The sequence below is a fragment of the Thermobacillus xylanilyticus genome (genome assembly GCF_907165215.1).
Classification (GTDB): domain Bacteria; phylum Bacillota; class Bacilli; order Paenibacillales; family Paenibacillaceae; genus Thermobacillus; species Thermobacillus xylanilyticus.
Window position 1 is genome coordinate 26,148 of record NZ_CAJRAY010000085.1, and the last position, 25,191, is coordinate 51,338.

The 25,191-nt window shown below is 60.5% G+C and carries 28 protein-coding genes; 20 read left to right on the forward strand and 8 right to left on the reverse strand.

Translation table 11 applies throughout. From position 1 onward, the window contains the following. The first annotated feature begins 105 nt into the window (after nucleotides 1–105). The 3 genes from hflK (at nucleotide 106) to KJQ12_RS16170 (ending at nucleotide 3,462) form a co-directional block, all read left to right on the forward strand. The gene (hflK, locus tag KJQ12_RS16160; protein ID WP_213485951.1) at nucleotides 106–1,197 is read left to right on the forward strand and encodes an FtsH protease activity modulator HflK; all 1,092 of its coding nucleotides are present in this window, start codon (nucleotides 106–108) and stop codon (nucleotides 1,195–1,197) included. Continuing rightward, a complete protein-coding gene (hflC, locus tag KJQ12_RS16165; RefSeq protein ID WP_015255511.1) occupies nucleotides 1,194–2,063 on the forward strand; it encodes a protease modulator HflC in 870 nt (289 codons plus the stop codon). The genes hflK and hflC overlap by 4 nt, the downstream gene beginning before the upstream one ends. Before the next feature lie 181 nt (nucleotides 2,064–2,244). Next, nucleotides 2,245–3,462, forward strand: a complete 1,218-nt coding sequence (locus tag KJQ12_RS16170; protein WP_015255510.1) for an MFS transporter — start codon at nucleotides 2,245–2,247, stop codon at nucleotides 3,460–3,462. A 37-nt stretch (nucleotides 3,463–3,499) separates the two neighbouring features. Here KJQ12_RS16170 and yhbH read toward each other — a convergent pair whose 3' ends face one another. Next, nucleotides 3,500–4,657, reverse strand: a complete 1,158-nt coding sequence (gene yhbH / locus KJQ12_RS16175; RefSeq protein ID WP_015255509.1) for a sporulation protein YhbH — start codon at nucleotides 4,655–4,657, stop codon at nucleotides 3,500–3,502. 211 nt (nucleotides 4,658–4,868) lie between these two features. After that, on the reverse strand, nucleotides 4,869–5,285 hold the full coding sequence (locus tag KJQ12_RS16180; protein WP_213485954.1) for a hypothetical protein: 417 nt from the start codon (nucleotides 5,283–5,285) through the stop codon (nucleotides 4,869–4,871). A 65-nt stretch (nucleotides 5,286–5,350) separates the two neighbouring features. Between KJQ12_RS16180 and KJQ12_RS16185 the strand changes: the two genes are divergently transcribed. Next, entirely contained in the window at nucleotides 5,351–5,809 is a 459-nt protein-coding gene (locus tag KJQ12_RS16185) for a DUF423 domain-containing protein (RefSeq protein WP_342344883.1), read from the forward strand. Nucleotides 5,810–5,937: 128 nt separating this feature from the next. Beyond that, a complete protein-coding gene (locus KJQ12_RS16190) occupies nucleotides 5,938–7,839 on the forward strand; it encodes a putative bifunctional diguanylate cyclase/phosphodiesterase (RefSeq protein WP_213485957.1) in 1,902 nt (633 codons plus the stop codon). Between the two features lie 15 nt (nucleotides 7,840–7,854). Here KJQ12_RS16190 and KJQ12_RS16195 read toward each other — a convergent pair whose 3' ends face one another. Further along, nucleotides 7,855–8,433: a hypothetical protein gene (locus KJQ12_RS16195; RefSeq protein WP_213485959.1), complete on the reverse strand. Its 579-nt coding sequence runs from the start codon at nucleotides 8,431–8,433 to the stop codon at nucleotides 7,855–7,857. Nucleotides 8,434–8,611: 178 nt separating this feature from the next. On the opposite strand from KJQ12_RS16195, the gene KJQ12_RS16200 reads away from it, so the two are divergent. Next, nucleotides 8,612–8,914 (forward strand): YunC family protein, encoded by a 303-nt coding sequence (locus KJQ12_RS16200; protein ID WP_213485961.1) that lies wholly within the window; start codon nucleotides 8,612–8,614, stop codon nucleotides 8,912–8,914. 144 nt (nucleotides 8,915–9,058) lie between these two features. On the opposite strand, the gene mtnA is transcribed toward KJQ12_RS16200, so the two are convergent. The 3 genes from mtnA to KJQ12_RS16215 form a co-directional block, all read right to left on the reverse strand. After that, nucleotides 9,059–10,123 carry an S-methyl-5-thioribose-1-phosphate isomerase gene (gene mtnA, locus KJQ12_RS16205; RefSeq protein WP_213485963.1) on the reverse strand — a complete coding sequence of 355 codons (1,065 nt, stop codon included), beginning with the start codon at nucleotides 10,121–10,123 and terminating at the stop codon, nucleotides 9,059–9,061. A gap of 6 nt (nucleotides 10,124–10,129) precedes the next feature. After that, nucleotides 10,130–11,350: an S-methyl-5-thioribose kinase gene (gene mtnK / locus KJQ12_RS16210; protein WP_213485965.1), complete on the reverse strand. Its 1,221-nt coding sequence runs from the start codon at nucleotides 11,348–11,350 to the stop codon at nucleotides 10,130–10,132. A 180-nt stretch (nucleotides 11,351–11,530) separates the two neighbouring features. Then, nucleotides 11,531–12,130: a TetR/AcrR family transcriptional regulator gene (locus KJQ12_RS16215; RefSeq protein ID WP_213485972.1), complete on the reverse strand. Its 600-nt coding sequence runs from the start codon at nucleotides 12,128–12,130 to the stop codon at nucleotides 11,531–11,533. A gap of 144 nt (nucleotides 12,131–12,274) precedes the next feature. On the opposite strand from KJQ12_RS16215, the gene KJQ12_RS16220 reads away from it, so the two are divergent. From KJQ12_RS16220 to KJQ12_RS16255, 8 genes are all read left to right on the forward strand, one after another. Beyond that, on the forward strand, nucleotides 12,275–13,000 hold the full coding sequence (locus tag KJQ12_RS16220) for a siderophore-interacting protein (protein WP_213485978.1): 726 nt from the start codon (nucleotides 12,275–12,277) through the stop codon (nucleotides 12,998–13,000). A gap of 79 nt (nucleotides 13,001–13,079) precedes the next feature. Next, on the forward strand, nucleotides 13,080–13,676 hold the full coding sequence (locus KJQ12_RS16225) for a DUF1802 family protein (RefSeq protein WP_213485992.1): 597 nt from the start codon (nucleotides 13,080–13,082) through the stop codon (nucleotides 13,674–13,676). A 172-nt stretch (nucleotides 13,677–13,848) separates the two neighbouring features. Then, nucleotides 13,849–14,628 carry a Fe-S cluster assembly ATPase SufC gene (gene sufC / locus KJQ12_RS16230; RefSeq protein ID WP_015255499.1) on the forward strand — a complete coding sequence of 260 codons (780 nt, stop codon included), beginning with the start codon at nucleotides 13,849–13,851 and terminating at the stop codon, nucleotides 14,626–14,628. A 23-nt stretch (nucleotides 14,629–14,651) separates the two neighbouring features. After that, nucleotides 14,652–15,959 (forward strand): Fe-S cluster assembly protein SufD, encoded by a 1,308-nt coding sequence (gene sufD, locus KJQ12_RS16235; protein ID WP_213485996.1) that lies wholly within the window; start codon nucleotides 14,652–14,654, stop codon nucleotides 15,957–15,959. Continuing rightward, nucleotides 15,956–17,182, forward strand: coding sequence for a cysteine desulfurase (locus KJQ12_RS16240; protein ID WP_213485999.1), 1,227 nt, complete (start codon nucleotides 15,956–15,958; stop codon nucleotides 17,180–17,182). The genes sufD and KJQ12_RS16240 overlap by 4 nt, the downstream gene beginning before the upstream one ends. Beyond that, nucleotides 17,169–17,597: a Fe-S cluster assembly sulfur transfer protein SufU gene (gene sufU, locus KJQ12_RS16245; RefSeq protein ID WP_015255496.1), complete on the forward strand. Its 429-nt coding sequence runs from the start codon at nucleotides 17,169–17,171 to the stop codon at nucleotides 17,595–17,597. Before KJQ12_RS16240 ends, sufU begins: the two co-directional genes overlap by 14 nt. A 74-nt stretch (nucleotides 17,598–17,671) precedes the next feature. Beyond that, nucleotides 17,672–19,069, forward strand: coding sequence for a Fe-S cluster assembly protein SufB (gene sufB, locus KJQ12_RS16250; protein ID WP_015255495.1), 1,398 nt, complete (start codon nucleotides 17,672–17,674; stop codon nucleotides 19,067–19,069). Nucleotides 19,070–19,232: 163 nt separating this feature from the next. Next, on the forward strand, nucleotides 19,233–20,249 hold the full coding sequence (locus KJQ12_RS16255; RefSeq protein WP_213486003.1) for an alpha/beta hydrolase: 1,017 nt from the start codon (nucleotides 19,233–19,235) through the stop codon (nucleotides 20,247–20,249). A gap of 201 nt (nucleotides 20,250–20,450) precedes the next feature. On the opposite strand, the gene KJQ12_RS16260 is transcribed toward KJQ12_RS16255, so the two are convergent. Continuing rightward, complete coding sequence (locus KJQ12_RS16260) at nucleotides 20,451–20,912, reverse strand: ImmA/IrrE family metallo-endopeptidase (RefSeq protein ID WP_015255491.1); 462 nt, start codon at nucleotides 20,910–20,912, stop codon at nucleotides 20,451–20,453. Nucleotides 20,913–20,916: 4 nt separating this feature from the next. Beyond that, the gene (locus tag KJQ12_RS16265; RefSeq protein WP_213486006.1) at nucleotides 20,917–21,252 is read right to left on the reverse strand and encodes a helix-turn-helix domain-containing protein; all 336 of its coding nucleotides are present in this window, start codon (nucleotides 21,250–21,252) and stop codon (nucleotides 20,917–20,919) included. A 193-nt stretch (nucleotides 21,253–21,445) separates the two neighbouring features. Here KJQ12_RS16265 and KJQ12_RS16270 point away from each other — a divergent pair, with 193 nt between their 5' ends. The 6 genes from KJQ12_RS16270 to KJQ12_RS16295 all read left to right on the forward strand — a co-directional run bounded on the left by KJQ12_RS16270 (nucleotide 21,446) and on the right by KJQ12_RS16295 (nucleotide 25,010). Continuing rightward, entirely contained in the window at nucleotides 21,446–21,913 is a 468-nt protein-coding gene (locus tag KJQ12_RS16270) for a sigma-70 family RNA polymerase sigma factor (protein ID WP_213486008.1), read from the forward strand. Nucleotides 21,914–22,151: 238 nt separating this feature from the next. Then, the gene (locus tag KJQ12_RS16275) at nucleotides 22,152–22,589 is read left to right on the forward strand and encodes a phage tail terminator family protein (protein ID WP_213486010.1); all 438 of its coding nucleotides are present in this window, start codon (nucleotides 22,152–22,154) and stop codon (nucleotides 22,587–22,589) included. Further along, nucleotides 22,586–22,756: a hypothetical protein gene (locus KJQ12_RS16280; RefSeq protein WP_213486012.1), complete on the forward strand. Its 171-nt coding sequence runs from the start codon at nucleotides 22,586–22,588 to the stop codon at nucleotides 22,754–22,756. Before KJQ12_RS16275 ends, KJQ12_RS16280 begins: the two co-directional genes overlap by 4 nt. Before the next feature lie 2 nt (nucleotides 22,757–22,758). Continuing rightward, nucleotides 22,759–24,081: a phage tail sheath family protein gene (locus KJQ12_RS16285; RefSeq protein WP_213486014.1), complete on the forward strand. Its 1,323-nt coding sequence runs from the start codon at nucleotides 22,759–22,761 to the stop codon at nucleotides 24,079–24,081. A 13-nt stretch (nucleotides 24,082–24,094) separates the two neighbouring features. Then, nucleotides 24,095–24,559, forward strand: coding sequence for a phage tail tube protein (locus KJQ12_RS16290; protein ID WP_213486016.1), 465 nt, complete (start codon nucleotides 24,095–24,097; stop codon nucleotides 24,557–24,559). 43 nt (nucleotides 24,560–24,602) lie between these two features. After that, nucleotides 24,603–25,010: a phage tail assembly chaperone gene (locus tag KJQ12_RS16295; RefSeq protein WP_213486020.1), complete on the forward strand. Its 408-nt coding sequence runs from the start codon at nucleotides 24,603–24,605 to the stop codon at nucleotides 25,008–25,010. Nucleotides 25,011–25,191: the final 181 nt, after the last annotated feature.

Consider the following 25,191-nt stretch of genomic DNA (forward strand, 5'->3'; position numbering starts at 1 on the left):
GCCCTGACCGCTGCCTTGGAATCCCCCTCCATACGATAGAAATGAAACGGAAGCGGTTCTGAATCGTATATCCGGGTGTGAGTACATGCAGCAAGGAGGGGGCATATGGAAGTTTACCAAGGCGGTTTGGACGGCAGAACGCGCAAGACGGTCGAGCTTCCGCCGGGGTTCTGGAAGAAGGTCGCGATCGGCGCCGTCGTCGTGCTTGTTCTGATCATCGGTTATACATCGTTCTATACGGTCGAGGAGCAGGAGCAGGCGGCCATCCTGACCTTCGGCAAGTACACGGCGACGCAGGAAGAACCGGGGCTGCATTTCAAGCTGCCGTACCCGATCCAGCAGGTGGTGAAGGTGCCGGCGAACCTGACGCAGAAGCTGCAGATCGGCTACCGTGAAGAAAGCGGACAGATCCGCACGGTCGAGGAAGAGGCGCTCATGATCACGGGCGACGAGAACATCGTGCATGCGGACGCCGTCGTGGAATGGAAAATTTCGGACGTGCGCGCCTATCTGTACAACATCGAAGATCCGGAGCGTTTCCTGCGCAACGCGGCCAGCAGCGCGATCCGCTCGGTCATCGGGTCGACGAAGCTCGATTACGCGATCACGGACGGCAAGACCGTCATCCAGACGGAAGTGAAGCAGAAGCTCGAAGAGCTGATGCGCCAGTACGACACGGGCATCTTCATCAGCGACGTGAAGTTCCAGGACATCGAGCCGCCGGAAGGCGAAGTGCAGCAGGCGTTCAAGGAAGTGACGAACGCCCGCGAAGAGAAGAACACGAAGATCAACCAGGCGCAGCGCTACGTCAACGACCGGCTGCCGAAGGCGCGGGGCGAAGCGCAGGCGCTTATCGAGTCGGCGGAAGCGGAGAAGCGTTCCCGCATCCTGAACGCGGAGGGCGACGTCGCGAAGTTCAACGCGATCTATGCGGAATATGTGAAGAATCCTTCGGTCACGAAGGAGCGGCTCGTGCTCGAGACACTCGAGCGGATTCTGCCGAACGCGAAGATCATCATCACGGACGGCAGCGGCAACACGGTGCAATATCTGCCGCTTGACCAGCTGCTGAACCGCTCCGGTTCCGGGAAATCCGGCGGTTCTTCCGGCTCGGCGTCCGGATCGTCGTCCGGTTCATCGTCGGGCGCGGCATCCGGCACAACGTCCGGCGCGACGGGAGGGGGAACGGAGCAATGAAGAAGCGCGGAATGTTTCTGATCGGGCTCGGCGTGCTGCTGCTCGTCATCGTGCTGTCCGGATCGATGTTCATCGCGAAGGAAGGGGAGTACAAGGTCGTGCTCCGCTTCGGCGAAGCGACGCGCATTCATACCGAACCCGGCATCAAGTTCAAGGTGCCGTTCATCGAATCCGTCCGGACGCTGCCGAAGTACCAGAAAGTCTACGACAGCGAGCCGACGCTGATTCTGACGAACGACAAGAAGCCGATCTATGTGGACAACTACACGGTCTGGCGGATCAGCGATCCGCAGAAGTTCCTGCGTTCGCTGAATACGGTATCGAACGCGGAAAGCCGGATTTCCGACGCCGTGTACAACGCGGTGCGACGGAAACTGTCGGAGATCGAATACGGCAACATTATCAGCGAGAATACGGCGCGCGGCGACCTGAACGAGGAAATTACCAAGATCGTCGCCGATGTCGCCGCGAATCAGGGCTACGGCATCGAAGTGATCGACGTCCGCATCAAGCGGACCGACCTGCCGCCGGAGAACAAGGAATCGGTCTATAACCGGATGATCTCGGACCGGCAATCGATCGCCGCGGGCTATCTGTCCGAGGGCGACGAGGAGTCGCGCAAGATTACGTCGAACGCCGACCGCCAGGCGAAGGAGCTGCTCGCCGAAGCCGAGGCGAAGGCGAAGAAGATCATCGCCGAAGGGGAGCAGGAAGCGGCCCGCATCTACAACGAAGCGTACGGGAAAGATCCGGAATTCTACGAGCTGTACCGCACGCTGGAAAGCTATGTGAAGACGTTCGAAGGCGAACCGGTCATCATGATGCCGATCGACTCGCCGTACGCCCGCCTGCTGCTGGGCGAATGATACGGGACATGCGAAAACGGCCGATCAGGAGATATTCTCCTGACGGCCGTTTTGGGTTGGCGGCGCCGGACCGGTTGGGTTGATCCATGAAACGTCGAATTCCGTCTGTTTATTTTCCGAGGCGTGTAGTAGAATGATGGGGAGTCGAATACTGCTTCGGGGAAAGGCAGACGGATCCGTCATGAGGAAACTGCGCGGCGCGCTGCAGCACATCAAGCTGGAACTTGGGCCGGACGCGTGGCACAATTTCCGGATCGATACATCGGCGTCGCTGCTGTTCGCTTTCTTCAATGTCGTCTACAACCAGTTCTACATTGCGATGGCCTTGCGCGCGGGAGCGACCGACTTTCAGGCCGGATTGCTCGCCGCGGCGCCGGCCGTCGGGCTGATGCTGTCGCCGGTATGGGCTTCGTTCATCGAGCGGTCGCAGCCGCGCCCGTACATGGTCTGGCCGAATCTGATCGGCCGCGCGTTGATCGTGCTGCCGGCGTTCTTCGGCGTGCCGGTCGTCTTCGTCGCGACCGCGCTGGTCTTCCAGCTGCTGATGGGGGTGCAGGCGCCCGCATACGCCGCGCTTATTCCGCGGATGTACCCGCCTCGCCACCGCGGCCGGCTCATGGGCAATGTCCGCGTCGCAATGGTCGTGCTCATGATCCCGATGGCCTACGCGGTCGGCCGGTGGATGGACGAAGCGGGGTCGGGCGGGCCGCTGGCGGCGGCGGCCGTGCTCGGCGTCCTGTCGATTCTTCTGTTCACGCGGATTCGGGAATCCGAGCCGGTGAAAACCTCGTCCGACCCGCCGCGGCGCGACGGACTCAAGGGCCAATGGCAGCTCGTGAGGGAGAGCAAGGAGCTGAGCCTGTTCCTGCTGGCCACGACGTTCACCGGCTTCTGCAACATCGCGGCCGGGCCGCTGTACCAGATCATCCAGGTGGACCGGCTGGCGCTCTCGAACGTGGAGATCGGCTATGCGCGGATCGTCTACTATGTCTTTCTGCTCGCGTCCTATTTCGTGGCCGGCTGGGTGATCGACCGGTATTCGGCGCGGCACACGGTGGTATACGGCCTCGCCGCGTTCGCGATCGTGCCGGTGCTGTACGCCCTGTTCGGCAATTACCCGGCCGTCCTCGCGGGCAGCGCCGTGCTCGCCATCGGCGACGCGATCTGGGACATCGGGTTCATGACCTACGTGTTCCGCCTGGCGCCGGGACGGGAGGCCGCAGCCTTCGGCCTGCACATGATGCTGTTCGGCATCCGGGGTACGATCGGCCCGATCCTGTCAACGGCGTTGTCCGGCATCGGCGTGCCGATGACCGCGCTGCTGGCCGCCGCCGCGCTGTTCGGCTGGATGGGCGTGGCGCTCTTCCTGCTCCTCGGCAGACGGACCCGACACGCATAAACGGAAGCCGCCGGCTTGCTGCCGGCGGCTTCGTACGTCATACGGCGGGCTGTTCGCGTCTGTGGAAGAACGATTTGAGCGCGGCGTAGACTTCATTTTTTTCCCGGATGACATAATAGAGAAACCGCGGATACGTGATATGTTTGTAGGCCGACATCAGCGTGCTGGACCGGTTGTACTGGTTCACTTCGCCGTAACCGAACAGGTTCGACCGCTTGAGCAGCTCCCCGATCAGCTTCACACAGCGCTCGTTGTCGCTCGTCAGGTTGTCGCCGTCGGAGAAATGGAACGGATAGATGTTGTACGAAGACGGCGGGTACCGGGAGTCGATGATCTCGAGCGCCTTCATATACGCGGAGGAGCAGATGGTGCCCCCGCTCTCGCCGCGGTTGAAAAATTCGTCCTCCGACACTTCCTTCGCTTCCGTATGGTGGGCGATGAACACGATTTCGACGTTCTCGTAGCGGTGCCTCAAGAAGCGGGTCATCCAGAAGAAAAACGTGCGCGCGACGTACTTTTCGAAGCTGCCCATGGAACCCGAAGTGTCCATCATGGCCAGCACGACCGCGTTCGATGTCGGCTGCACGATCTCTTCCCATGTCTTGTAGCGCAGGTCGTCCGGCGAAATGCCGTGGATGCCCGGTCTGCCGCTGAGCGCGTTGCGGCGGAGGTTCTCGAGAATGGTCCGCTTCTTGTCGATGTTGGACGAGAGGCCTTTCTTGCGGATGTCGTTGAACCGGATGTCCTTCGTCTGCAGTCGGTTTTTGTCCTTCGGGCTGAGAAAAGGCAGTTCCAGTTCGGCGAACAGCATCGTTTCGATTTCTTCGAGCGTCACTTCCGCCTCGATCACGTCTTCCCCGGGCTGATCGCCCGCTCCTTCGCCCGCTCCGCCGTTTCCGGACGGGTCAATGCCGATCACGTCGCCGACCGAGCTGTTGCCGTCTCCCTGGCCGACATGCCGGCTCTTGTTGTAATTGTAGATAAAACGGTATTCGTCCAGACTGCGGATCGGCACTTTGATGATCTGTTTGCCGTCGGAAAGGATGATGTTCTCTTCGGATACCAGGTCCGGCAAGTTTTGTCGGACGGCTTCCCGCACTTTCTGCTGGTGCCTCGCCTGATCCTGGTAGCCCTTGCGATGCAGCGACCAATCTTCCCGCGAAACGATGAACGACGGCTGGCCGGCTTCCATCATGGACTTGCACCTCCCGCATCGACAACTTGCCGTTTTCTATTCAATATATTCACGGCGAAGGCGGTTATGTGATGAAGGGCTTGCCCAATCCGGAAATGCCGGGACGAGGCGCGGGCGATTTGATTGCGGGGTTAGACGCGCGGTATAGTGATGACAGAGGGAAAAAGCGGCAGGCGGCCCGGCAACTCGGCCGCCTGCATGTTCGCGGTGTTTACTGAACGATGAGCCCGATCACGAACAGGGTGCTCGTGCCGGCAAGCAAAATGGCGTTGAAGACGAGTCCGAGAATGGCGAATACGCGCCGCCGGTTCCGGATGACGCAGCCGACGATGCCCAGCACGACGCCGACGACGGACAGCAGCAAGCCGAGGAGGATCAGCAAGGATCCGATCACGAGCGGGATGTTCCCGGCAACTTCATCCGGTCCCGGCATTGCGATCACGCCGCCCTCGGTCGTGTATTCGGCCATTCCGGCGAGCGTGGCGCCAAATCCGACAATCGCCAGCAAGATGCTGACAAGCCCGATGACGAAGGACGCGATGCCGGGGCCGGAATGCTTCAGGGGCGCGGAATTCACCTCCGGCTGCACAGGGGTCATGAATTGCGATTGTTCCTGAGACCCTTCCACTTGCCCATTGCCTCCCATTTGTCGTAATGTGACCATTATAACCTGACGGAATGGATGTGAAAACCTTGAATTGGAAAAAACATGCCGCCATCGGGGCGATTTATGCGGGACTTGCCGTCGCGTTCGGCGCGTTCGGCGCGCACGTGCTGGAGGCACGGCTGTCCCAGGATTCGCTCTCGACGTATGAGACGGCCGCCCGCTATCATATGTACCATGCGCTCGGGCTCGTGCTGACGGCGATTCTGGCCGGACGCGCGGAAGCGGGAGCGACCGGACGGCTGTTCGCCTGGGCCTTGCGGCTGCTGCATGCCGGCATCTGGCTGTTCTCGGGCAGCCTGTATGCGCTTGTTTTGACCGGGACGGGGTGGCTCGGCGCGATTACGCCGCTGGGCGGAGTGTCCTGGGTCGCCGGCTGGGGGCTCGCGGCTGCCGCGCTTCTGCGTTCCGGCCGCCAGCTCCCGGCGGTCGGAAATTGTAATCGCGGTCACAAAAATAATGCCGAATCCGGCCAAAATCCGGTATAATGAAAAAGATGAATTTTCCATCGCCCCGCAAGCCATACGGCTCGCGCCGTGCTCTTTCGGTCGGGCGCGGCCGTCAAGCGGTGTAATAGATCTGCATCATGTCGTGTCGGGAAGGATGGTTCGCGCAAATGGCATTGCATGATCCGGCCCACGAAGGCAAGCTGCGACGGGGTCCTTCCGCTTCGACCGCCGCCCCGGTGATCTGGATCAGCGGAGCGGTTGCCGCATGGGCCGCGGCGGCTCCCCTGTTGATGCCGGGACAGGCGGCCGTATGGACGACTGCCGTGGCGGCAGTGACCGGATTTGCTGCAGCAACGGTCCTCGCCTTCAGACGCCCGAAACGGGGAAGCGCGGCAGCCGCGCCTGTCCGTGAAGCGGGCGAGACGATTTTCCGACACGCTCCGTTTCCCATCGTCATCGCGGATGCGAAGGGACATGTCCGGGAAGCCAATGAAGAAACCTTGCAATTATACGGGTATGAACGTGTCGAATTGAGCCGGTTTTCGCTGCCGGAACTGGCGCCCCCCGCCTCGCGAAGCGCGCTGATGGAAGGCCTGAAAGCGGCGGCGGCCGGGGAGAGGCGGCAGGTCGAACTGGCCATGCTGCACAAGAGCGGTTACGAATTGGATATCCGGCTTTTGCTTTCGCCCTGCCCCCTGCAAAGCGGCGAGCCCGGCATCGTCGCGCTCATCCAGGACATCGGGGAGCAGAAGCGCAGCTCGGAACGGATTCGCTATCTTGCGTACTACGACGACATGACCGGGCTGCCGAATCGGCGATTGTTCATGGCTACGCTGACGGAAACACTTTCCCGCCCGCGTCCGTCCGACCGGAAAGCGGCGGTTCTGTACCTGGATCTTGACCGTTTCAAACTGGTGAACGATTCGTTCGGGCGGGATTTCGGCGACATGCTGCTGCTGCAAGTGGCGGAACGGCTGTCGCGCAATCTGGGAGAGAGCGATCTGGCGGCACGGATGGAGGGCGACGAGTTCGCCGTCCTGTACGACGGCGTCGCTTCGGAATCGGAAGCGCTGGAACGGGCGCAGCTGTTGCTCCGGCTTCTGGAAGAGCCGTTCGAGCTGCAGGGTCATCCGTTCCACCTCAGTGCCAGCATCGGCATTGCCCTGGCCAGTGCCGGCTGCGATCCGGCCGGGGTGATCAAGCAGGCCGACATTGCGCTCGGCCTGGTGAAGGACAACGGCCGCAACGGCTGCATGCTCTACACCGGCGAGACGGACAATTCCTCGCTCGAGCGGCTGACGATGCAGCACGAGATGAAGCTGGCGCTTGCACGCGGAGATTTCCGGCTGTTCTATCAGCCGCAGTACGAGATCGAGACGGGACGCCTGATCGGGATGGAGGCGCTGCTTCGCTGGCAGCATCCCGAACGGGGCATGATTCCGCCGGGAGAGTTCATTCCGATCGCGGAGGAGAGCGGCCTGATCGTCCAGTTGGGCGATTGGGTGCTGGCCGAGGCATGCAGGCAGAACAAAACCTGGCAGTCCCTCGGACTGCCGGCCGTGCCGGTGTCCGTCAATCTGTCGATGCGGCAGTTTCTGCAGCGCAACCTGAAGGAGCGGGTGGAGCGCATTCTGGCCGAAACGGGACTGGAGCCGCAGTATCTGGAACTGGAGATTACCGAATCCATGACGATGGACGTGAAATACGCGACGGCCTGTCTGCTGGAGTTGGCGGAACTCGGCGTGCGCATCAGCATCGACGACTTCGGCACCGGGTACAGTTCGTTTCATCATCTGAAAAATTTCCCGATCCATCGTCTGAAGATCGACCGCTCGTTCGTCCGCGATATCCGGCAGGATCCGAACGATGCGGCGATCGTCGCGGCCATCATCGCGATGGCGCACAATTTGAATCTGCCGGTCATCGCGGAGGGTGTGGAGTCCGAGGATCAGCTCCACTTTCTGAAGACGCACCGCTGCGACGGTTTCCAGGGGTATTATCGCAGTCCGCCCGTGCCGGTGCAGGATGCGGAATCGCTGCTGCGCGAAGCCGGCGGGCGGGCGGACTGAAGCGGGCCGGCGGGATCAGGTCTCGATGAAATCGTCGATCTCGAACAGCCCGAACGTATAAACTTTCTTCTCGTCGACATGGTACACCGTGACGGTGTACATGGATTCGTCAAGATTGATAATGCGGCAAGGCACGCTCAGCTTGATGCCGCGCCCGCGGTTGACATTGAGCCGGACCAGCCGGTTGCCCGCAATGTATCCGCGAATGCGTTCCATCGCTTTGTCGATGCAGCCCGTGGAGTCGCCGTCATCGGCGGCTCCTTTTGCATTGCCGCCGGCCGTTTCCCGGGAGTTCCCGGTTGACGGGGCCAACGGCTCACTTGCTTCTGCCAGACGAAAGACTGATTCTGCTGCGACCGTTTTCCCATTTGCGAGCTCCGCCGGAGTCGGAAGCGGGTTCGATTGATGCGGTCCCTGGGCGGCCTGTTGGATGGGACTTCCGGTCTCGATGCCCGATTTGATCCGATAGTCCGTGAAGCCGCTTCGGTTCAGCGCCGACACGAGATGTTCCAGCGCCGTTGCGTCCGTGTCGCTTTCGATCATCAGATCCACGTTGAAAATGTACAGGTTTCTCCACGAAGTTTTGACTTTCATCTCTCTAACGCCCCTCACCTTTCCTGATCATATTGTATCACGCATGGGTCCGCGGGCATAGATTTTCACCCAAAAAAAGCAACGAAAAGAAGGACAGGACGCCTGCCCTTACGGGCCGGGAGCGTTGGGAATAGGTTAGGAATAGAGTTGCAGAAATTCCTGACAAAGGGTGATCGGAATGATCCGGCTGGTACCCATGCCGTTTGAAGGAGGCGTTGCCCTGGGCGTGGAAGTCCTTCTGCCGAAAACGACGCTCCTGGCTATCACGACCGATGTCGGATATATCATGTGTGGCGCACTGGATGTGGCGCTGCTCAACGAGAGGCTGCGCGACCGCGGCATCGTGGCGGGCAGGGCCGTCGGCGTGCGCACGCTCGAGCAGCTGATGGAAGCACCGCTGGAGTCGGTGACGACAGCGGCCGAAGCGCGCGGCATCCTGCCGGGCATGCGCGGGGCCGACGCGTTGAAGATGATGGTCTGACCCGTTCGGCAGTATAGCGGCCGTCCTGAACGTTTCTTGAACCGGACGGCCGTTTCTGTTTGTTTGCGGTCGGATTCAGACTCTTGCACATCCGGCAATGAAAAACGGCCGCTCAGGAGGCGCCTGAAACGACCGTAATCCGCTTCAACGGGTCTCGAACAGTTTGCGCAGGTTGACGTCGTAAGGCGGACGCACGATGCCCTTCTCGGTGATGATCGCGTCGACGTACTCGGCTGGCGTCACGTCGAAGGCCGGATTGTAGACGCGGACGCCGTGCGGAGCGGTCCTGCGGCCGAACCCTTCGGTGATTTCTTCCGCCGGGCGCTCTTCGATCGGAATCTCCGCGCCGGTCGGCGTGTTCAGATCGATCGTCGACAGCGGGCAGGCGACATAGAACGGAATGCCGTGCGCCTTCGCCAGCACGGCGACGCCGTAGGTGCCGATCTTGTTCGCGACGTCGCCGTTCGCCGCCACCCGGTCGGTGCCGACGATGACCGCCTGCACCCAGCCGGAACGCATGACCGCGGCGGCCATGTTGTCGCAGATGAGCGTGACATCAATGCCGGCCTGATGCAGTTCGAACGCCGTCAGGCGCGCGCCCTGCAGCACGGGGCGCGTCTCGTCCGCGAACACTCGCAGCTTGATGCCGCGTTCGGCGGCGAGATAGAACGGCGCCAGGGCCGTGCCGTATTTCGCCGTTGCCAGGCCGCCGGCGTTGCAGTGGGTGAGCACGCCCATGCCGTCCGCAAGCAGCGTGAGCGCATGCTCGCCGATCAGCCGGTTCGTCTCGATGTCTTCGGCGTGGATCGCTTCCGCTTCGCGGACAAGCGCTTCCTGGCAGCTATCCGCCGGGGCGCCGCTTGCCGCAAGCGCTTCGGCGCGCGCGGTCATCCGGTCGAGCGCCCAGAACAGGTTGACGGCGGTCGGCCGGGATGTCGCCAGATATTCGGCGTGGCGCTTCACCGCGTCCAGCCAGGCGTCCGTTCCGCCCTGGACCGCCTTCGCGGAACCGAGCACGACGCCGTAAGCGGCGGCGATGCCGATCGCGGGCGCGCCGCGCACGGCGAGGCTGCGGATCGCCTCCCATACTTCTTCCGGCGTGTCAAGATGCAGATACTCGATGCGTTCGGGAAGCTGCCGCTGATCGAGCAGTTCGAGCTGCGAGCCTGTCCAGTTCAGCGGCGAGAGCGGTTGATGGGTTGTCGTCATGATGAATTATCCTTTCAGAGCGGCTGCCGCTTCGCGGGCCGCGTCGATTGCGAAGTCAATGGATTCGGCGCCGCGATTGCCCTTGATCAACGCCTTGCCGATGCGGAGCGCGATGCGCTGCGCTTTCTCCCGGACGGCTGCGTCGGGGATGCGGTCGATGTCGGCGACGTGCGCCAGACCGACGATGCGGCGGACCATTTTGCACCCGGCGTAACCGATCGAGTCCTGCAGCAGTCGGCGCATGTAGTCGTCCTGGTAGCCGGCCGCCCGCGCGGCGAGCCGGTCGACGTTCTTCTCGTTCCAATGTGCCCGGAACTTCCGGTCGAACTGCGTCCAGATGCTCTTCACCGTCTCCAGCAGATATTCGCGGTACGACGTTCTGGAAGCTTCGTCGGCGCTCCAGTGGAGCTGGCCGGCGTAGTTCAGCAGCAGGTTGCCGATAACCGCGCCGATGTCGAAGCCCATCGGACCGTAGTATGCGAATTCGGGGTCGATCACTTTCGTCGAATCTTCGCGGACGAAGATGCTGCCCGTATGCAGGTCGCCATGCAGCAGCGCCTGGCCCTGCGTCAGAAATTTCTCGCGCAGCAGCGCGACTTCGAAATGCAGCTTCTCGTCGGTCCGCAGCGCTTCGGCTTCGTCTTCGATCGCCGCGTCGTAATTGTTGTTCGACGAGACGGTGTACGGGTCGTCGAAGATGAGATCTTCGGTGATCTTGCACAGTTCCGGATTGATGAACCGGCCGGCCTGCACTTTCTTCTCCTGCTGGTTCATGCCGAGATCGGATGTGAAGAACAGCGTGTTCGCGAGGAACGTCGAGATATGATCGGCGAACAGCGGATAGCGGCGGCACTGCATCAGCCCGCTGCGCATGATGATATGGTCGCTCAGATCTTCCATGACGGTGAGCGCCAGATCCGGGTCGTACTTGTACACTTTCGGCACGAGGCCCGGCGCAAGGCGGCCTTCCTGGATCAGCGCCTCGCTCTCGATGCGCGAACGGTCGAGCGTCAGCGGCCAGGATTCCCCGACAACCTTCGCGTAGGGGAGCGCCTGCTTGACGATGAGGCTGCGGCCCGATTGCTCGTCGCGGATATGGAAGACGAGGTTCAGGTTGCCGTCCCCGATCTCGCGGCACGTCAGCTCGGCTCCCTGCGGGAAGACGCCTTCAATCCGGCGGGCGAGCTCGATCGCTTCCGATTCGGTAAGCGGATGGTATTCGGACAATTGCGGCACCTCCGTGGCGTTGCCTTCAATAGTGACATTATCCCTAGATAGTATAAAGAAGTTTTAATCTGATTGGAATACCCTCTATTGCTTCGTTTGCAGGGAATTCGCGGTTATGAATCGACGTTCAGGCCGGTCAGCCGGACGGTACATGCCGGCGCCGCGCTTCCCGGTACGGCGTCAGTCGGTCTCCATCAGTCCGGCCGCTTGAAGGGGACCTTTGGCCGTAAGCAAGGACAACACCTTGGCCATGTCCTCCGGGGATTCCCTGCAGCCGTTATTCAACCAATATTGGATCACGCTCAAATGAGCGCCGGAAATGTAAGAGGCAACATGCTCGGGCGAAATCGGCGTCCGATTCGGGCGGGTCCGCGATGCGGCCGTTCTTTCATATAATTGGTCCCACATTGCCTGTTTCAGTCGGGATTGAAAAACGGGATCGCCTTTGGGGCTGAGCAGCACTTTCAGAAAGTCCCGATTCCGGTAAAAGTATTGAAAAATGTCAATGGCAATCGGCAGCGAATCACCGACGGTCTTGCGGATGGCCGCATGTCTTCTCGCAATGTCCATGATTCCTTCCATAAATTCGGATTCATGGCTGGACAAGCAATGGTACTTGTCCTGGTAATGCGCGTAGAACGTGCTGCGGTTGATGCGCGCTTTGGCGGTAATATCCTTGATTGTAATGGCTTCGAAACCTTTCTCCTCCATCAGTTGAATCAATGCGTCTCTGATCGCTTCAAGGGTCTTGGTCACGCGCAGATCTTGCTTCTTTTCCATCGTCCGACTCCCTTTGCCCGACAATTTTGCACGGTTTGTTGTCTAACCGTCAAAACCGGCGGCATTGCTTGTTGTTGCGGCTATCGCTTTGATTTTATACTAAACACGCTGATTAATAAACAACACTGTGTTGGGGAGGAAGGCATGACGATGGGGATCATTGACAAGCTGGCGAAAAGCATGGCTACACGCGCAACGGTCATCGATAAAACCAAAGCGGCGGAGCACACGTATCGATTGACGATCCGGCTGCAGGGTTCTCAATCGTTTGCGTATCGTCCGCAGGACTTTTTGCGAATTCTTGTCCTGGATGATCCGAAAGTACCGTTGCGGGATCGTGTGCGGTCCTATTCCGTCTGGAATTTCGATGCCCGGACGCAAACCCTCGATCTGGCGGTGTGCACATTTTCCAACGGTCCCGGAGCGCATTGGATCCAAAACGTGCGGGCGGGCGACGACGTTTATTTCATGAAGCATGCCAGCAATCTGGTCATCCATCAGGATGACGCCGACGCCGTGATGATCGGCGATATTTCCGCTCTGGGCCATCTGTACGGTCTGCGCCGGTTTTTCCGGTATCCGGAACGCGTATCCGGTTTGATTTTTGGCCGGGATCAAGCCGATTTTTTCCCGGATCTCGACGGTGAGTCCCCCTTTCAGTTCATTGCAGGCGGGCCGCATCAAGATCAAACGGTTATATCCGCGGTAGAAGCCGCACTGCCCCGCCACGCCGGCAAAACCGCCATTTATGTCGCGGGTGACGGCGAAATGTGCAAATTGCTTTATAAATATCTGAAGAGTTTGGGATGGAGCGGCAAACAGGTCAAGGTCAAGCCGTTTTGGATCCAGGGGAAAAAGGGATTGGAGTAAACATGCCCCGGATGTTCGCAATCGGGCGCCGGTATCTGGTATAATGAAGACTCAGCATGGATCGGGGGGATGCCGGGCAATGGACGGTAACGTGACGCGGCTTGCCGGCGTGCGGGACGGCACCGCGTTGAAAGAATGGGCATCGGCGATTGATGCGCTTGTCTGCGGGCGGCAGCTGATCCTGATGCGCAAGGGCGGAATCGCCGAGGAGACGCGGGATTTCCAGCTCGCCGCGCCGCGGTTCTGGCTGCTGCCGACCTACGAGCATCAGCGGGAGCATCTGCTGAAGGAAGAATTCCGGCCGCTGATCGGCCGCACGCTGGCCGAGCGCGAAGCGGCGGGAGGCCGGCTGCTCCTGAAGGCGTGGGCGGAGGCGGTGCGCGACATCGAGGTGACCGATGCGGAAACGCTGGCGAAACTCGACCGTTTTCACATCTGGACCGGCGCGTTTGCGGACGAACGGCTGAAATGGAAGCGGACAAAACCGCTCCATGTGCTCATCCTTCGCGTCCATGCGGCTGAAGAGCCTGTCGCGATCCCGCACCGGGAGTCGTATGCCGGATGCAAATCCTGGGTGAAGCTCGAGGATGACGCGGCGGACGCCGGGTTCCGTCCCGTGCTGTCGGATGAGGAATTTCTGTGGCGGGAAGCGGAAATTTTGAACGCGCTGGCCTGATCCGGCGGGTTGCCGCACGGCCGGGGCGGCGGACTGTCAGGGAAGCTGACGGGACCGGGCCGGCGTTTGTTGCGTTGCGCCGGGAAATATATTAGAATAATTTTAAATTACATGGCGATTATCATTGATAATCACCTTTCAATACAGATCAATGCGGAAGGAGACACCATACATGGCGACTCGATTCACGGTAAAAGGACTGCGGGCGTCGATCGAAGGCAAGGAAATTCTGAAAGGCATCGACATCGACATCCGCGGCGGCGAGATCCATGCCATCATGGGTCCGAACGGCACGGGCAAGAGCACGCTCGCGTCGGCGCTCATGGGGCATCCGAAATATGAGGTGACGGAAGGCGAAGTGCTGCTCGACGGCGAGAATCTGCTCGAGATGGAAGTCGACGAGCGGGCGCGCGCGGGCCTGTTCCTCGCGATGCAATATCCGAGCGAAATCACGGGCGTGACGAACGCGGACTTCCTGCGCAGCGCGATCAACGCGCGCCGCGGCGAAGGCAACGAAATTTCGCTCATCAAGTTCATCCGCCAGCTCGAAGCGAAGATGAAAGAGCTCGAGATGAATCCGGAGTTCGCCCACCGCTATCTGAACGAAGGGTTCTCGGGCGGCGAGAAGAAGCGGAACGAAATTCTGCAGATGATGATGCTCGAGCCGAAGATCGTCATCCTCGACGAAGTCGACTCGGGTCTCGACATCGACGCGCTGAAGATCGTCGCGAGCGGCGTCAACAGCATGCGTTCGGAAGACCGCGGCTTCCTGATCATCACGCACTATCAGCGGCTGCTGAACTACATCAAGCCGGATTTCGTCCACGTCATGATGCAGGGACGCATCGTGAAGTCGGGCGGTCCGGAACTGGCCGAGCGCCTCGAAGCCGAAGGTTACGACTGGATCAAGGAAGAGCTGGGCATCGTCGACGAGACCGTCGGTCAAGCCTGAGCGGAGAGGGGCGTTGACACGACATGAGTACGCAACTGAATGCTCCGGTAAGCCGTGAAAATATCGAAGCTTTGTCCCAGGGCAGAGGCGAGCCCGGCTGGCTGACCGACATCCGGAAAGAAGCGGCTGCGCTGGCCGGCACGCTGGAATGGCCCAGACCCGAGAAAATGCGCATCGACCGCTGGAAACTGACGGCGTTCGGCGTCGACAGGCATCCCGAACTTGCGGGAGATTTGTCGCAGCTGCCGGAAGAGATCCGCGCTTCGCTGCCGCAGGATGCCGCGAATCTTGTCGTACAGCGCAATTCCGGCGCCGCGTACCGCAACCTGGCGGAAGAGTGGAAAGCGAAAGGCGTTATTTTTACCGATCTGGAGACGGCCGTCCGCGAACACGGCGATCTCGTGAAGAAGCATCTGTTCAGCGTCGTCAAGGCGGATGAAGACAAGCTGACCGCGCTGCACGCGGCGCTCTGGAACGGCGGCGTCTTCGTGTATGTGCCGAAAAATGTCGAAGTGGAAGTGCCGCTGCAGGCTGTTCTTTACCTGGACGATGCGGAAGCGGCTTTCGCGCCGCATGTTCTGATCGTGGCCGACGCGAACAGCCGCGTGTCCTATGTCGACCGCGTGCTGGCGAGCGGCGCCGGCCGGTCGGCCGTCGCCGTGCATCATGCCGTGGTCGAAGTCGTCGCCGGCCCCGGCGCGCTGGTGCGGTTCGCGTCGATCCACCATCTGCCGGAGAGTGTCACGGATCTGTCGATCCGCCGCGCGACGCTGGCGAACGACGCGCGGATCGAATGGATCATCGGCGATCTGAACAACGGCAACACGCTGTCGGTCACCAAATCGGACCTGAAGGGCAACGGCTCCACGTCCGATTCGAAATTGATCACGATCGGCACGCAGTCACAGAACATGAGCATCACGACGCACGCCGTCCACTACGGTCTCAGCTCGGAGAGCGAGATGGAGACGCGGGCCGTCATGCGCGATTCGGCGACGGCGATCATCAACGGCGTCACGAAGATCGAGAAGGGCGCCACGAAGGCGAACGGCCATCAGACTGAACGGGTGCTCATGCTGAGCCCGAAGGCGCGCGGCGACGCGAACCCGATCCTGCTCATCGACGAAGACGACGTCAAGGCGGACCACGCCGCGAGCGTCGGCCGGGTGAACGAGGAGCAGCTCTACTATCTGATGTCGCGCGGCATTGACCGTGAAGTGGCGGAACGGCTCATCATCCGCGGCTTCCTGGAGCCGATCGTGTCCGAAGTGCCGATCGAAGCGGTGCGCGAGGAACTCGAGCGGATGATCGAAGGGAAGCTGAACGCATGAACCCGCTCGAGCTTCGCAAGCAGTTTCCGATCCTGGACCAGCAGGTGAACGGGCATCCGCTCGTTTACCTGGACAACGCGGCGTCCTCGCAGAAGCCGCGCAGCGTCATCGACGCGATCGTGCGCTATTACGAGCACGACAACGCGAACGTGCACCGCGGCGTCCATACGCTTGCATCCCGCGCGACCGACGCCTATGAAGGGGCGCGGGCGAAGGTCGCGAAGTTCCTGAACGCGGCCAGCGAGCGGGAAATCGTGTTCACGCGCGGCACGACGACGGCGCTGAACATCGTCGCCCGCTCCTGGGCACGCGCCGCGCTGCGCGAAGGCGACGAGATCGTGCTCACGCCGATGGAGCATCACGCGAACCTGATTCCGTGGCAGCAGGCGGCGAAGGCGACGGGCGCGGTGCTGCGCTACATTCCGATGCAGCCGGACGGCACGATCCGGCTGTCGGACGTCGAGGCGACGCTGACGGACCGGACGAAGATCGTCTCCGTCACCCACGTTTCGAACGTGCTCGGCGTCGTCAACCCGGTGAAGGAAATCGCGGCGCTGGCGCACAAGCGCGGCGCGGTCATGGTCGTCGACGGTGCGCAGTCGGCGCCGCACATGAAGGTGGACGTACGGGATCTTGATTGCGATTTTTACGCATTCTCGGGTCACAAGATGTGCGGTCCGACCGGAATCGGGGTACTCTATGGGAAACGGGAACTGCTCGAACAGATGGAACCGGTCGAGTACGGCGGCGAGATGATCGAGCACGTCGATTATTACGACGCGACGTGGAAGGAAGCGCCTTGGCGGTTCGAGGGCGGCACGCCGATCATCGCGGGCGCGGTCGGCCTGGCGGCGGCGATCGATTTCCTGACGGAGATCGGGATGGACAACATCGACCGCCACAGCGAGGCGCTTGCCCGCTACGCCTACGACCGTCTGTCCGAGATCGAAGGCGTCACGCTGTACGGCCCGCGCGAAGGCCGCGTCTGCCTCGTGACGTTCAACCTGGACGATGTCCATCCGCATGACGTGGCCACGGTCCTCGACACGGAAGGCGTCGCGATCCGTGCGGGGCACCATTGCTGCCAGCCGCTCATGCGCAAGCTCGAGGTGACGGCGACCGCCCGCGCCAGCTTCTATCTCTACAACACCGAGGAAGATGTGGAACGGCTGGCCGCGGCGCTAATCAAGGCAAAGGAGTTCTTCGGACATGCAATTGGATGAACTGTATCGAAGGGTCATCATGGATCACTACAAAAATCCCCGCAACCGCGGCACGATGGACGAAGACTCCGTGACGGTCAATCTGAACAATCCGACTTGCGGCGACCGGATCCAGCTGCAGCTGCGGGTGGAAGACGGCGTCGTCAAGCAGGCGAAATATACGGGAGAAGGCTGTTCGATCAGCATGTCTTCGGCCTCGATGATGACGGATGCGATCCGCGGCAAGACGCTGGACGAAGCGCTCGGTCTGGCGGAGAAGTTCAGCGCCCTGATGCAGGGGCAGCCCGTCGAATTCGAGGAGTACGAAGATCTCGAGGCGCTTTCGGGCGTCAGCAAGTTCCCCGCGCGGATCAAATGCGCGACGCTCGCCTGGAACGCGCTGCGCAAAGGCATCGAAGCCGGGCGGCAGGGCTGACGGGTGGCTGGAAGGCACGGTTTTTGAGAATCGGGCTGATTTTGGCAAGGAATGAATGAAGGAGGCTGAGGGCGATGGCGAAGAAGGCGCCGGAGTTGGAAGAATACAAATATGGCTTCCGCGACGAGCACAAGGCTGTCTTCCAGACGGGCAAAGGGCTTACGGCGGACGTCGTGCGCACGATCTCGCAGATGAAGGGCGAGCCGGAATGGATGCTCGAGTTCCGCCTGAAGGCGCTGGAGCAGTTCAACAAGATGCCGGTCCCGCGCTGGGGCGGCGATCTGGACGAACTCGATTTCGACGATATCCAATACTACGTCAAGCCGTCCGAGAAACAGGGCCGCACTTGGGAAGAAGTGCCGGCCGAAATCAAGGAGACGTTCGACAAGCTGGGCATTCCCGAGGCGGAACAGAAGTTCCTCGCGGGCGTATCCGCCCAGTACGAGTCGGAAGTCGTCTACCACAACATGCGTGAAGATCTGGCGAAGCAGGGCGTCATCTTCATGGACACCGACACCGCGCTGAAGGAGCATCCGGAGATCTTCAAGGAGTACTTCGGCACGGTCGTTCCGCCGACGGACAACAAGTTCGCCGCGCTGAACAGCGCTGTCTGGTCCGGCGGCAGCTTCATCTACGTCCCGCCGGGCGTGAAGTGCGAAATTCCGCTGCAGGCGTACTTCCGGATCAACTCGGAGAACATGGGGCAGTTCGAACGGACGCTCATCATCGCCGACGAGGGCAGCTTCGTCCACTACGTCGAAGGCTGCACGGCGCCGATCTACAGCACGAACTCGCTGCACAGCGCCGTCGTCGAGATCATCGTGAAGAAGGATGCGCGCGTCCGCTACACGACGATCCAGAACTGGGCGCCGAACATTTACAACCTCGTCACGAAGCGCGCGGTCGCGGAAGAGAACGCGACGATGGAATGGGTCGACGGCAACATCGGCTCCAAGCTGACGATGAAATATCCGGCCGTCATCCTGAAAGGCCGCGGCGCGAAAGGCAGCGTCCTGTCCATCGCGGTTGCAGGCAAAGGCCAGCATCAGGACGCCGGGGCGAAGATGATCCACCTCGCGCCGGATACGACGTCGACGATCATTTCGAAGTCGATTTCGAAGCACGGCGGCAAGGTGACGTACCGCGGTCTCGCGTCGTTCAGCCGCAACGCCGACGGGGCGAAGTCGAACATCAAGTGCGACACGCTCATTCTCGACAACCAGTCGACGTCGGACACGATCCCGTACAACGAGATCATGAACGACAACATCACGCTCGAGCACGAGGCGACGGTCTCGAAGGTATCGGAAGACCAGCTCTTCTACCTGATGAGCCGCGGCCTGTCCGAAGCGGAAGCGACGCAGATGATCGTCATGGGCTTCATCGAGCCGTTCACGAAGGAGCTGCCGATGGAGTACGCGGTCGAGATGAATCGATTGATCAAGTTCGAGATGGAAGGCTCGATCGGTTAAACAGCTGCATTGCGCGTGACATCCGGCGCGGTCACCCTTTGGAAGGGGGCCGCGTCATTTTTTGTGAAAAATGCACCGATAAAAATGTTGATTTTCTCTGTTCCCGGAGTCGGCGGGATGGTATCCTTTTCTTCAGGAAACCGCATTCAAAGGAGATCTGCCGATGATCACGAAAACCCATGCCCTATGGCGCAAAGAAGAATACACGTACCCCGTAACAGGCGATTTTGTACCGAATCTCGTCACCTATGTCCACGAAGATGATGAAATCAGGCCCGCGCTTATTGTCGTACCGGGCGGCGGGTATATCCTCGTTTCTCCCACGGAAGGGGAGATTGTGGCCAAGGCCTTTTACGACAAAGGCTGCAATGTATTCGTACTCACCTACACGACGAATCTGTTGCAGAGAACGCCTCTGAAAATGCAGCCGCTGAAGGATCTGTCCCAAGCGGTCAGGTTCGTGAGGAAGCAAGCCCGTGAGTTTCGGATTGATCCGGAGAAGGTCGCCATCTGCGGATTTTCGGCCGGCGGACATTTGTGCGGAAGTCTGGCCGTGCACCATGACGCAGAAGCGCTTCAGCCGGTCAGCCCCGAATACGAAGGCGTCAGCAATCGGCCGGATGCGGTCATCCTGTGCTATCCGGTCATCAGTTCCGGAGAATACGCGCATCAGGGGTCTTTCAAGGCGCTGCTGGGTCCGGAAGCGACTGCGGAAGAGCTGGCATACATGTCCCTGGAAAAGCAGGTCTCCCGCCGCACGCCCCCGGTCTTTCTGTGGCATACGGCGACCGACGAAGCGGTGCCTGTCGAGAATTCGCTCCTTTTCGCCAAAGCATGCAAGGAAAACGGTGTTCCGTTTGAGCTTCATGTATTCGGCAATGGCAGGCATGGGTTGTCCTTGGCCAATCGGCAATGGGCGTCCGGAGAATATGGCCGGGATTATACGATGCAGCAGGTTTACGAGGCTTTGCAGTATCTGATCGATCACCGGATGGAGCTGCCGCCCCCGTATGATCAGATCGGGCCGGTCCCCGAAGGCGCCGATGCAAGGCAAGTGGTGAATCAGTTCCAGTCCCGGTTCGCGCACTTGAGGCAGCCGGATGACGGAATCGCCATGTGGCCGGAGCTGGCGCATCAATGGCTGAAGAAAATTTTCGCGCTGCAAGACGCAGATGGTTGAACCGGCCGCTGATAGCGGAAGTTTTGCGCTTATTTTCGGGAAATTGGACGTTGGCGGGAAAATAGAAGAAGCTGCTTCGCCTATTTTGGTCAAATTGGCGGTTTTCCGGAAAATCGGGAGGATAGAAGAAGAAGTTTCCTCTAATTTTCCGGAGAACGGCGCTTTTCGACAAAATAGCGGAAGCAGCTTCGTTTATTTTATTCACCCGAACATTTCCGCCACACCGAGCGGATCGAAGCAAATCACATACTGCCCCACAATCGTATGACGGCCATATTTCTCCCGATACCGCTCGATGGCGGCTTGCAGGAAAGGCTCCGTCACCCCAAGAAACTCCGCAAAATCATGCCGGCTGCTGACGCGGGCGTGGTGCGCCTCGATGATCTTCTCCAACGGAACAAGCCGCTCATACGCCCACTCCCGGGCGGCCTTCTCCTGTTTGCGATTGCGGATGTCGGACTGATCCAGGATATCCCCGGCGCTCGTATGATAATGGCCGAGCTCTTCGGCGAGGATGCACGCTTTCTCCTTCGTGGTCGGGATGCGGCGATTGATCCAGACGATGCCGTCTGCGTACAGCCCTTTGATTCTTTTCATCAGCGGTTTCTCATAGATGTCAATGCCATGCTGCTCCGCCTCTCGGATGAGGTTGTCGTAGAGCATGGTTTCACTCCTGTCTCTGCTTACGCTTCATCCGGACGAACGCTTTGAACCGCTCGATCTCCTCCAGTTCCTCTTCCGTCCAGTCTTCCCCGTCATGATGCGCGGCGATGGTGCCGATCTCGCGATTCTCTTCCCACGATTGCGCCATGGATTCCAGTTGCTCGACCGTAATGCCGAGCGCGCGGCATACTTTCATGACGTTGTCGATGGACGCCCTGCCGACTCCACGGGTCAGCATCGACTGGAGCGTCGTCGGCGGCAAGCCGATCGATTCGGCGAACGATCTCCGGCTTCCCCTGCGATCGATCAACTCTGCGAGTACCTTGGCCTTCGCATCCAACCTGGACACCTCACGCACGCGAATTCGTACACAACCCGGCAGCAAAAACGAACTGACATTCGGTTGTACTGCCATTATATGCGAAACTGCGTTCAAAATGCAATTGCACGTCTTGACACTAAACGCAATAGCGTTTATCATGACAATCACCGCGAACGCAAATGCGTTCACCCAAAAGGAGGGACAATCACGAATGAGCATCGCGGCACTGATCGCGGAATACACGTCCGGCATCAAGGCGCTGAGCCGTTACAAGAAATCGCTGGACCGCAACAATCCGGTGGAGGCCGAGGAAGCCCGCACCATTTCCGGCATGCTGTCGGATATGCGGTACGCGCTGGACTGGATGCGCCGGGGCCGGCGGCCGGGGAGCCGGAAGGGGGCCGAGCGGCATGACATTTATCGCCGCCGGGAACTGCTGGCGAATACGGAGCCGCTGACGGATGAAGAGCGGCAGAAGCTGCTCGACTGCATGGCCGTCATGACCGAGCGCGAACTGACGTGCTGGCTGCTGCATATGGCGCAGGGTTTCACGTATGCCGAGATCGGCGCGCGGCTGGAACTGTCGCGGCGCACGGTGCAGCAGTACGTCGAGCGGGCCCGGAAGAAGGTCGAGGACGCGCTTGGACGGGCCGATGACGTGCAGATGACGTGCGGATGACGTACAACTTGCAGTGCCCGACGTATGCCCATTTGCGGAAAAAGAGGATCACGTAACCGGAAAGTCCTGCTGACGGCGGGGCTGTTTTTTTCCGGGAGTGGACAAGCGTGAATGGCGGGCCCTTCGCAGCGCAGCGTGGGGCCCGAAATCTTGCCGAACGCGGCCGGGAGGTGACGGCGGTGAAGTGACCCACTGAATCGGGAGGCCCATCGCGAAAGGGGTGAATCCAATCGGAGACATGAGCGAGCCGCAGAACGTTTCGATCAACGATGTCCGCCAGGCGGTTCACGCCGCGCTGGCCGAGTGTTTCCCGGATGTACCCGTTCTGGACGGGGAACCGCCGGAAGAGACGAGCCCGCCGTATTTCGTCGTGCAATTGCTCGAGTCCGGCCATGTGCAGGAACTCGGCCGACGGTACCAGCGGCAGTATCCGTTCAGCATCCAATATGTTGATCCGGATGCGGGAAACGAGGACCGGTACGATATGGCGGACCATCTGTCCGACGTGCTGCAATGGATCGAGGCGGCCGGGCGCCCGGTGCGCGGGACGGGAATGAAGTTCAGGATTGAGAATCAGATCCTTCACTTCTCCGTCGAGTATCGCATCCGCGTCTGGAAACCGGTCCAGCCTGATCCGGCCATGCAGACGCTCGATCTGAAGGAGGGAGTCAAGTGAAGAACGAGACGGCGCCGAAATTCAGCAAAACGCAAATCTTGCGTTCGCTGAAAATCGCTCCGGTACAGAAAGACGTGCTCCGCACGCTGCTTCGTGACGACGAAACGTACACCCTCGATCAAGCGCGCAAGCTGATCGACAAATTTGCAAGCAGGAAGGTGAAGTAAACATGGCAGGTGGAAACTGGATTTCGCAGAACAAGACGCGCCCCGGCGTCTATATCAACTTCAAATCGGAGGCGAAGGCCGCCGGCGCAATGGGAGAGCGCGGCATCGTCAGTCTGCCGCTTCCGCTGTCCTGGGGACCGGCGAAACAGGTGATCGCGATGGAAGCCGGCGACGACACGTTCGCGACGCTCGGGTACCCGATCACGGCGCCGCAGCTGCTGCCGGTGCGCGAGGCGCTGAAGCGCGCCCGCACGGTGCTGCTGTACCGGCTCAACGCCGGCACGCAGGCAACGGGCACGGACGGCGTGAACCTGACGATTACGGCCAAATACGGCGGCGTCAGGGGGAACGACATCACCGTCGTCATTTCGACGAATGTGGATGATCCGGACAAATTCGACGTGCAGACGCTGGTGGACGGCGCGGAAGTCGATTACCAGGAGGCCGTGCAGGAGGTCGAAGACCTCGAAGACAACGACTGGGTGACCTGGTCGGGCAGCGGCCTGCTGACGCCTTCGGCCGGCATTCCGCTGACCGGCGGCGCGGACGGCGCCGCGACGGCGCAGGATTACCTCGACTATCTCGAAGCGATCGAGGTGCAAGATTTCCACACGATCGGCCTGACGGCGACCGACCCGTCGGTGAAGGGCGTATTCGCCGCGTTCGCGAAACGGCTGCGCGATGAAGAAGGCAAGAAGATCCAGGTCGTGATGGAGAACTACCCGACGGCCGACTACGAAGGCGTCATCAGCGTGAAGAACGGCGTGGTGCTGGCGGACGGCACGACGCTCACGGCCGCGCAGGCCGTCGCATGGGTGGCCGGGGCAACGGCTGGCGCCGCGCCGAACGAATCGCTGACCTACACGGCCTACGACGGCGCCGTGGACGCTTCGCCGCGGTACACGAACAGCCAGATCATCGCCGCGCTGCAGAACGGCGAGTTCGTGTTCACGGGCATCGACGGCCGTGCGGTCGTGGAGCAGGACATCAACACGCTGAAGACGTTCACGCCGGACAAGGGCAAGGCGTTCAGCAAGAACCGCGTCCTGCGGGCGCTCGACGGCATCGGCAACGACTACATGCGGGTGTTCAGCGCAAGCTACATCGGCAAGGTGCCGAACAACGCGGACGGCCGGAATCTTTTCAAATCCGAGTGCATCAACATCACAAGCCAGTATCAGAACATCGGCGCGGTGCAGAACTTCGACCCGCAGACGGACATCGAAGTGCTGCCGGGCGCGGATTCGGATTCCGTCGTCGTGAATCAATGGGTGCAGCCGGTCGATTCAATCGAAAAAATCTACATGACCGTGACGGTCCGGTAAGAGGTGACGCGAAATGATTTTCCGTGAAGGTGACGCGATTTCCGGCAAGCAGGCTTATGCCTACATCAAAATCAACGGCCGCCAGGAAGAGCTCTTCTATGCGAAGTCGCTGGAGGCCACGATCGAGAAGAACAAGGTCGATGTGCCGGTCCTCGGCCGCACGAACACGCCGCAGCGGGCGGCGGGCTGGTCGGGCAGCGGCACGCTGACGATCTACTATGTGACGTCGGTGTTCCGGCGCCTCATGCTCGACTACATCAAGACCGGCCGCGACTTCTGGTTCGACCTGTACGTCGTGAACGAAGATCCGCAGTCCAGCGCCGGCAAGCAGTCGGTCATGCTGAAAAACTGCAACCTGGACAGCGTCATTATCGCGAAGTTCGACGCGTCCAGCGACGACATGCTCGAAGAAGAGATGCCGTTCACGTTCAGCGACGTCGAACTGCTCGACGAGTTCCGCACGATTACGGGCGCCTGATGGGCGCCCTCTTTCATCCAAAATTTGAGGGAGGATTCTCGCCATGAACCTGCAGGAATTTCTGAACAACAACCCGATCGACAACCTGACCGAAGAAGTGGTGGTCTCGCCGCGCTTCAAGGATGAGAAGGGCAACTTGCTGAAATTCAAAATCAAGGCGATGACAAGCCGGGAGTTCGACGACATCCGGCGCAGCGCGATGCAGATCAAGAAGGGCCGCAAGGTCGAGTTCGACGCGCAGAAATTTAATCTCCAGGTCGTCGTCCACCACACGCTGGTTCCGGACTTCAAGGATGCGGCAAGCATCCGCAAGCTCGGCTGCCATACGCCGGAAGAGTACGTCCAGAAGGTGCTGCTCGCCGGCGAAGTCGCGACGCTCGCACAGAAGATCCAGGAGCTGAGCGGCTTCGACGTCGAGATGGACGAGCTCGTGGAAGAGGCAAAAAACTGATCCGGGAGGGCGATAGTGAAGCGAACTACGCTTACTACGCCCTCCACAAGCTTCACATCCTCCCGAGCCAGTTCGTGAATCTGCCCCGGGAGGAGAAGGCGTTCATCATCGCCTGCATCGACGAGCGAATCGCGGCGGAGAAGCGGGCGATGAGGAAGAAGCGGAAGTAGTGTGAAAGGAG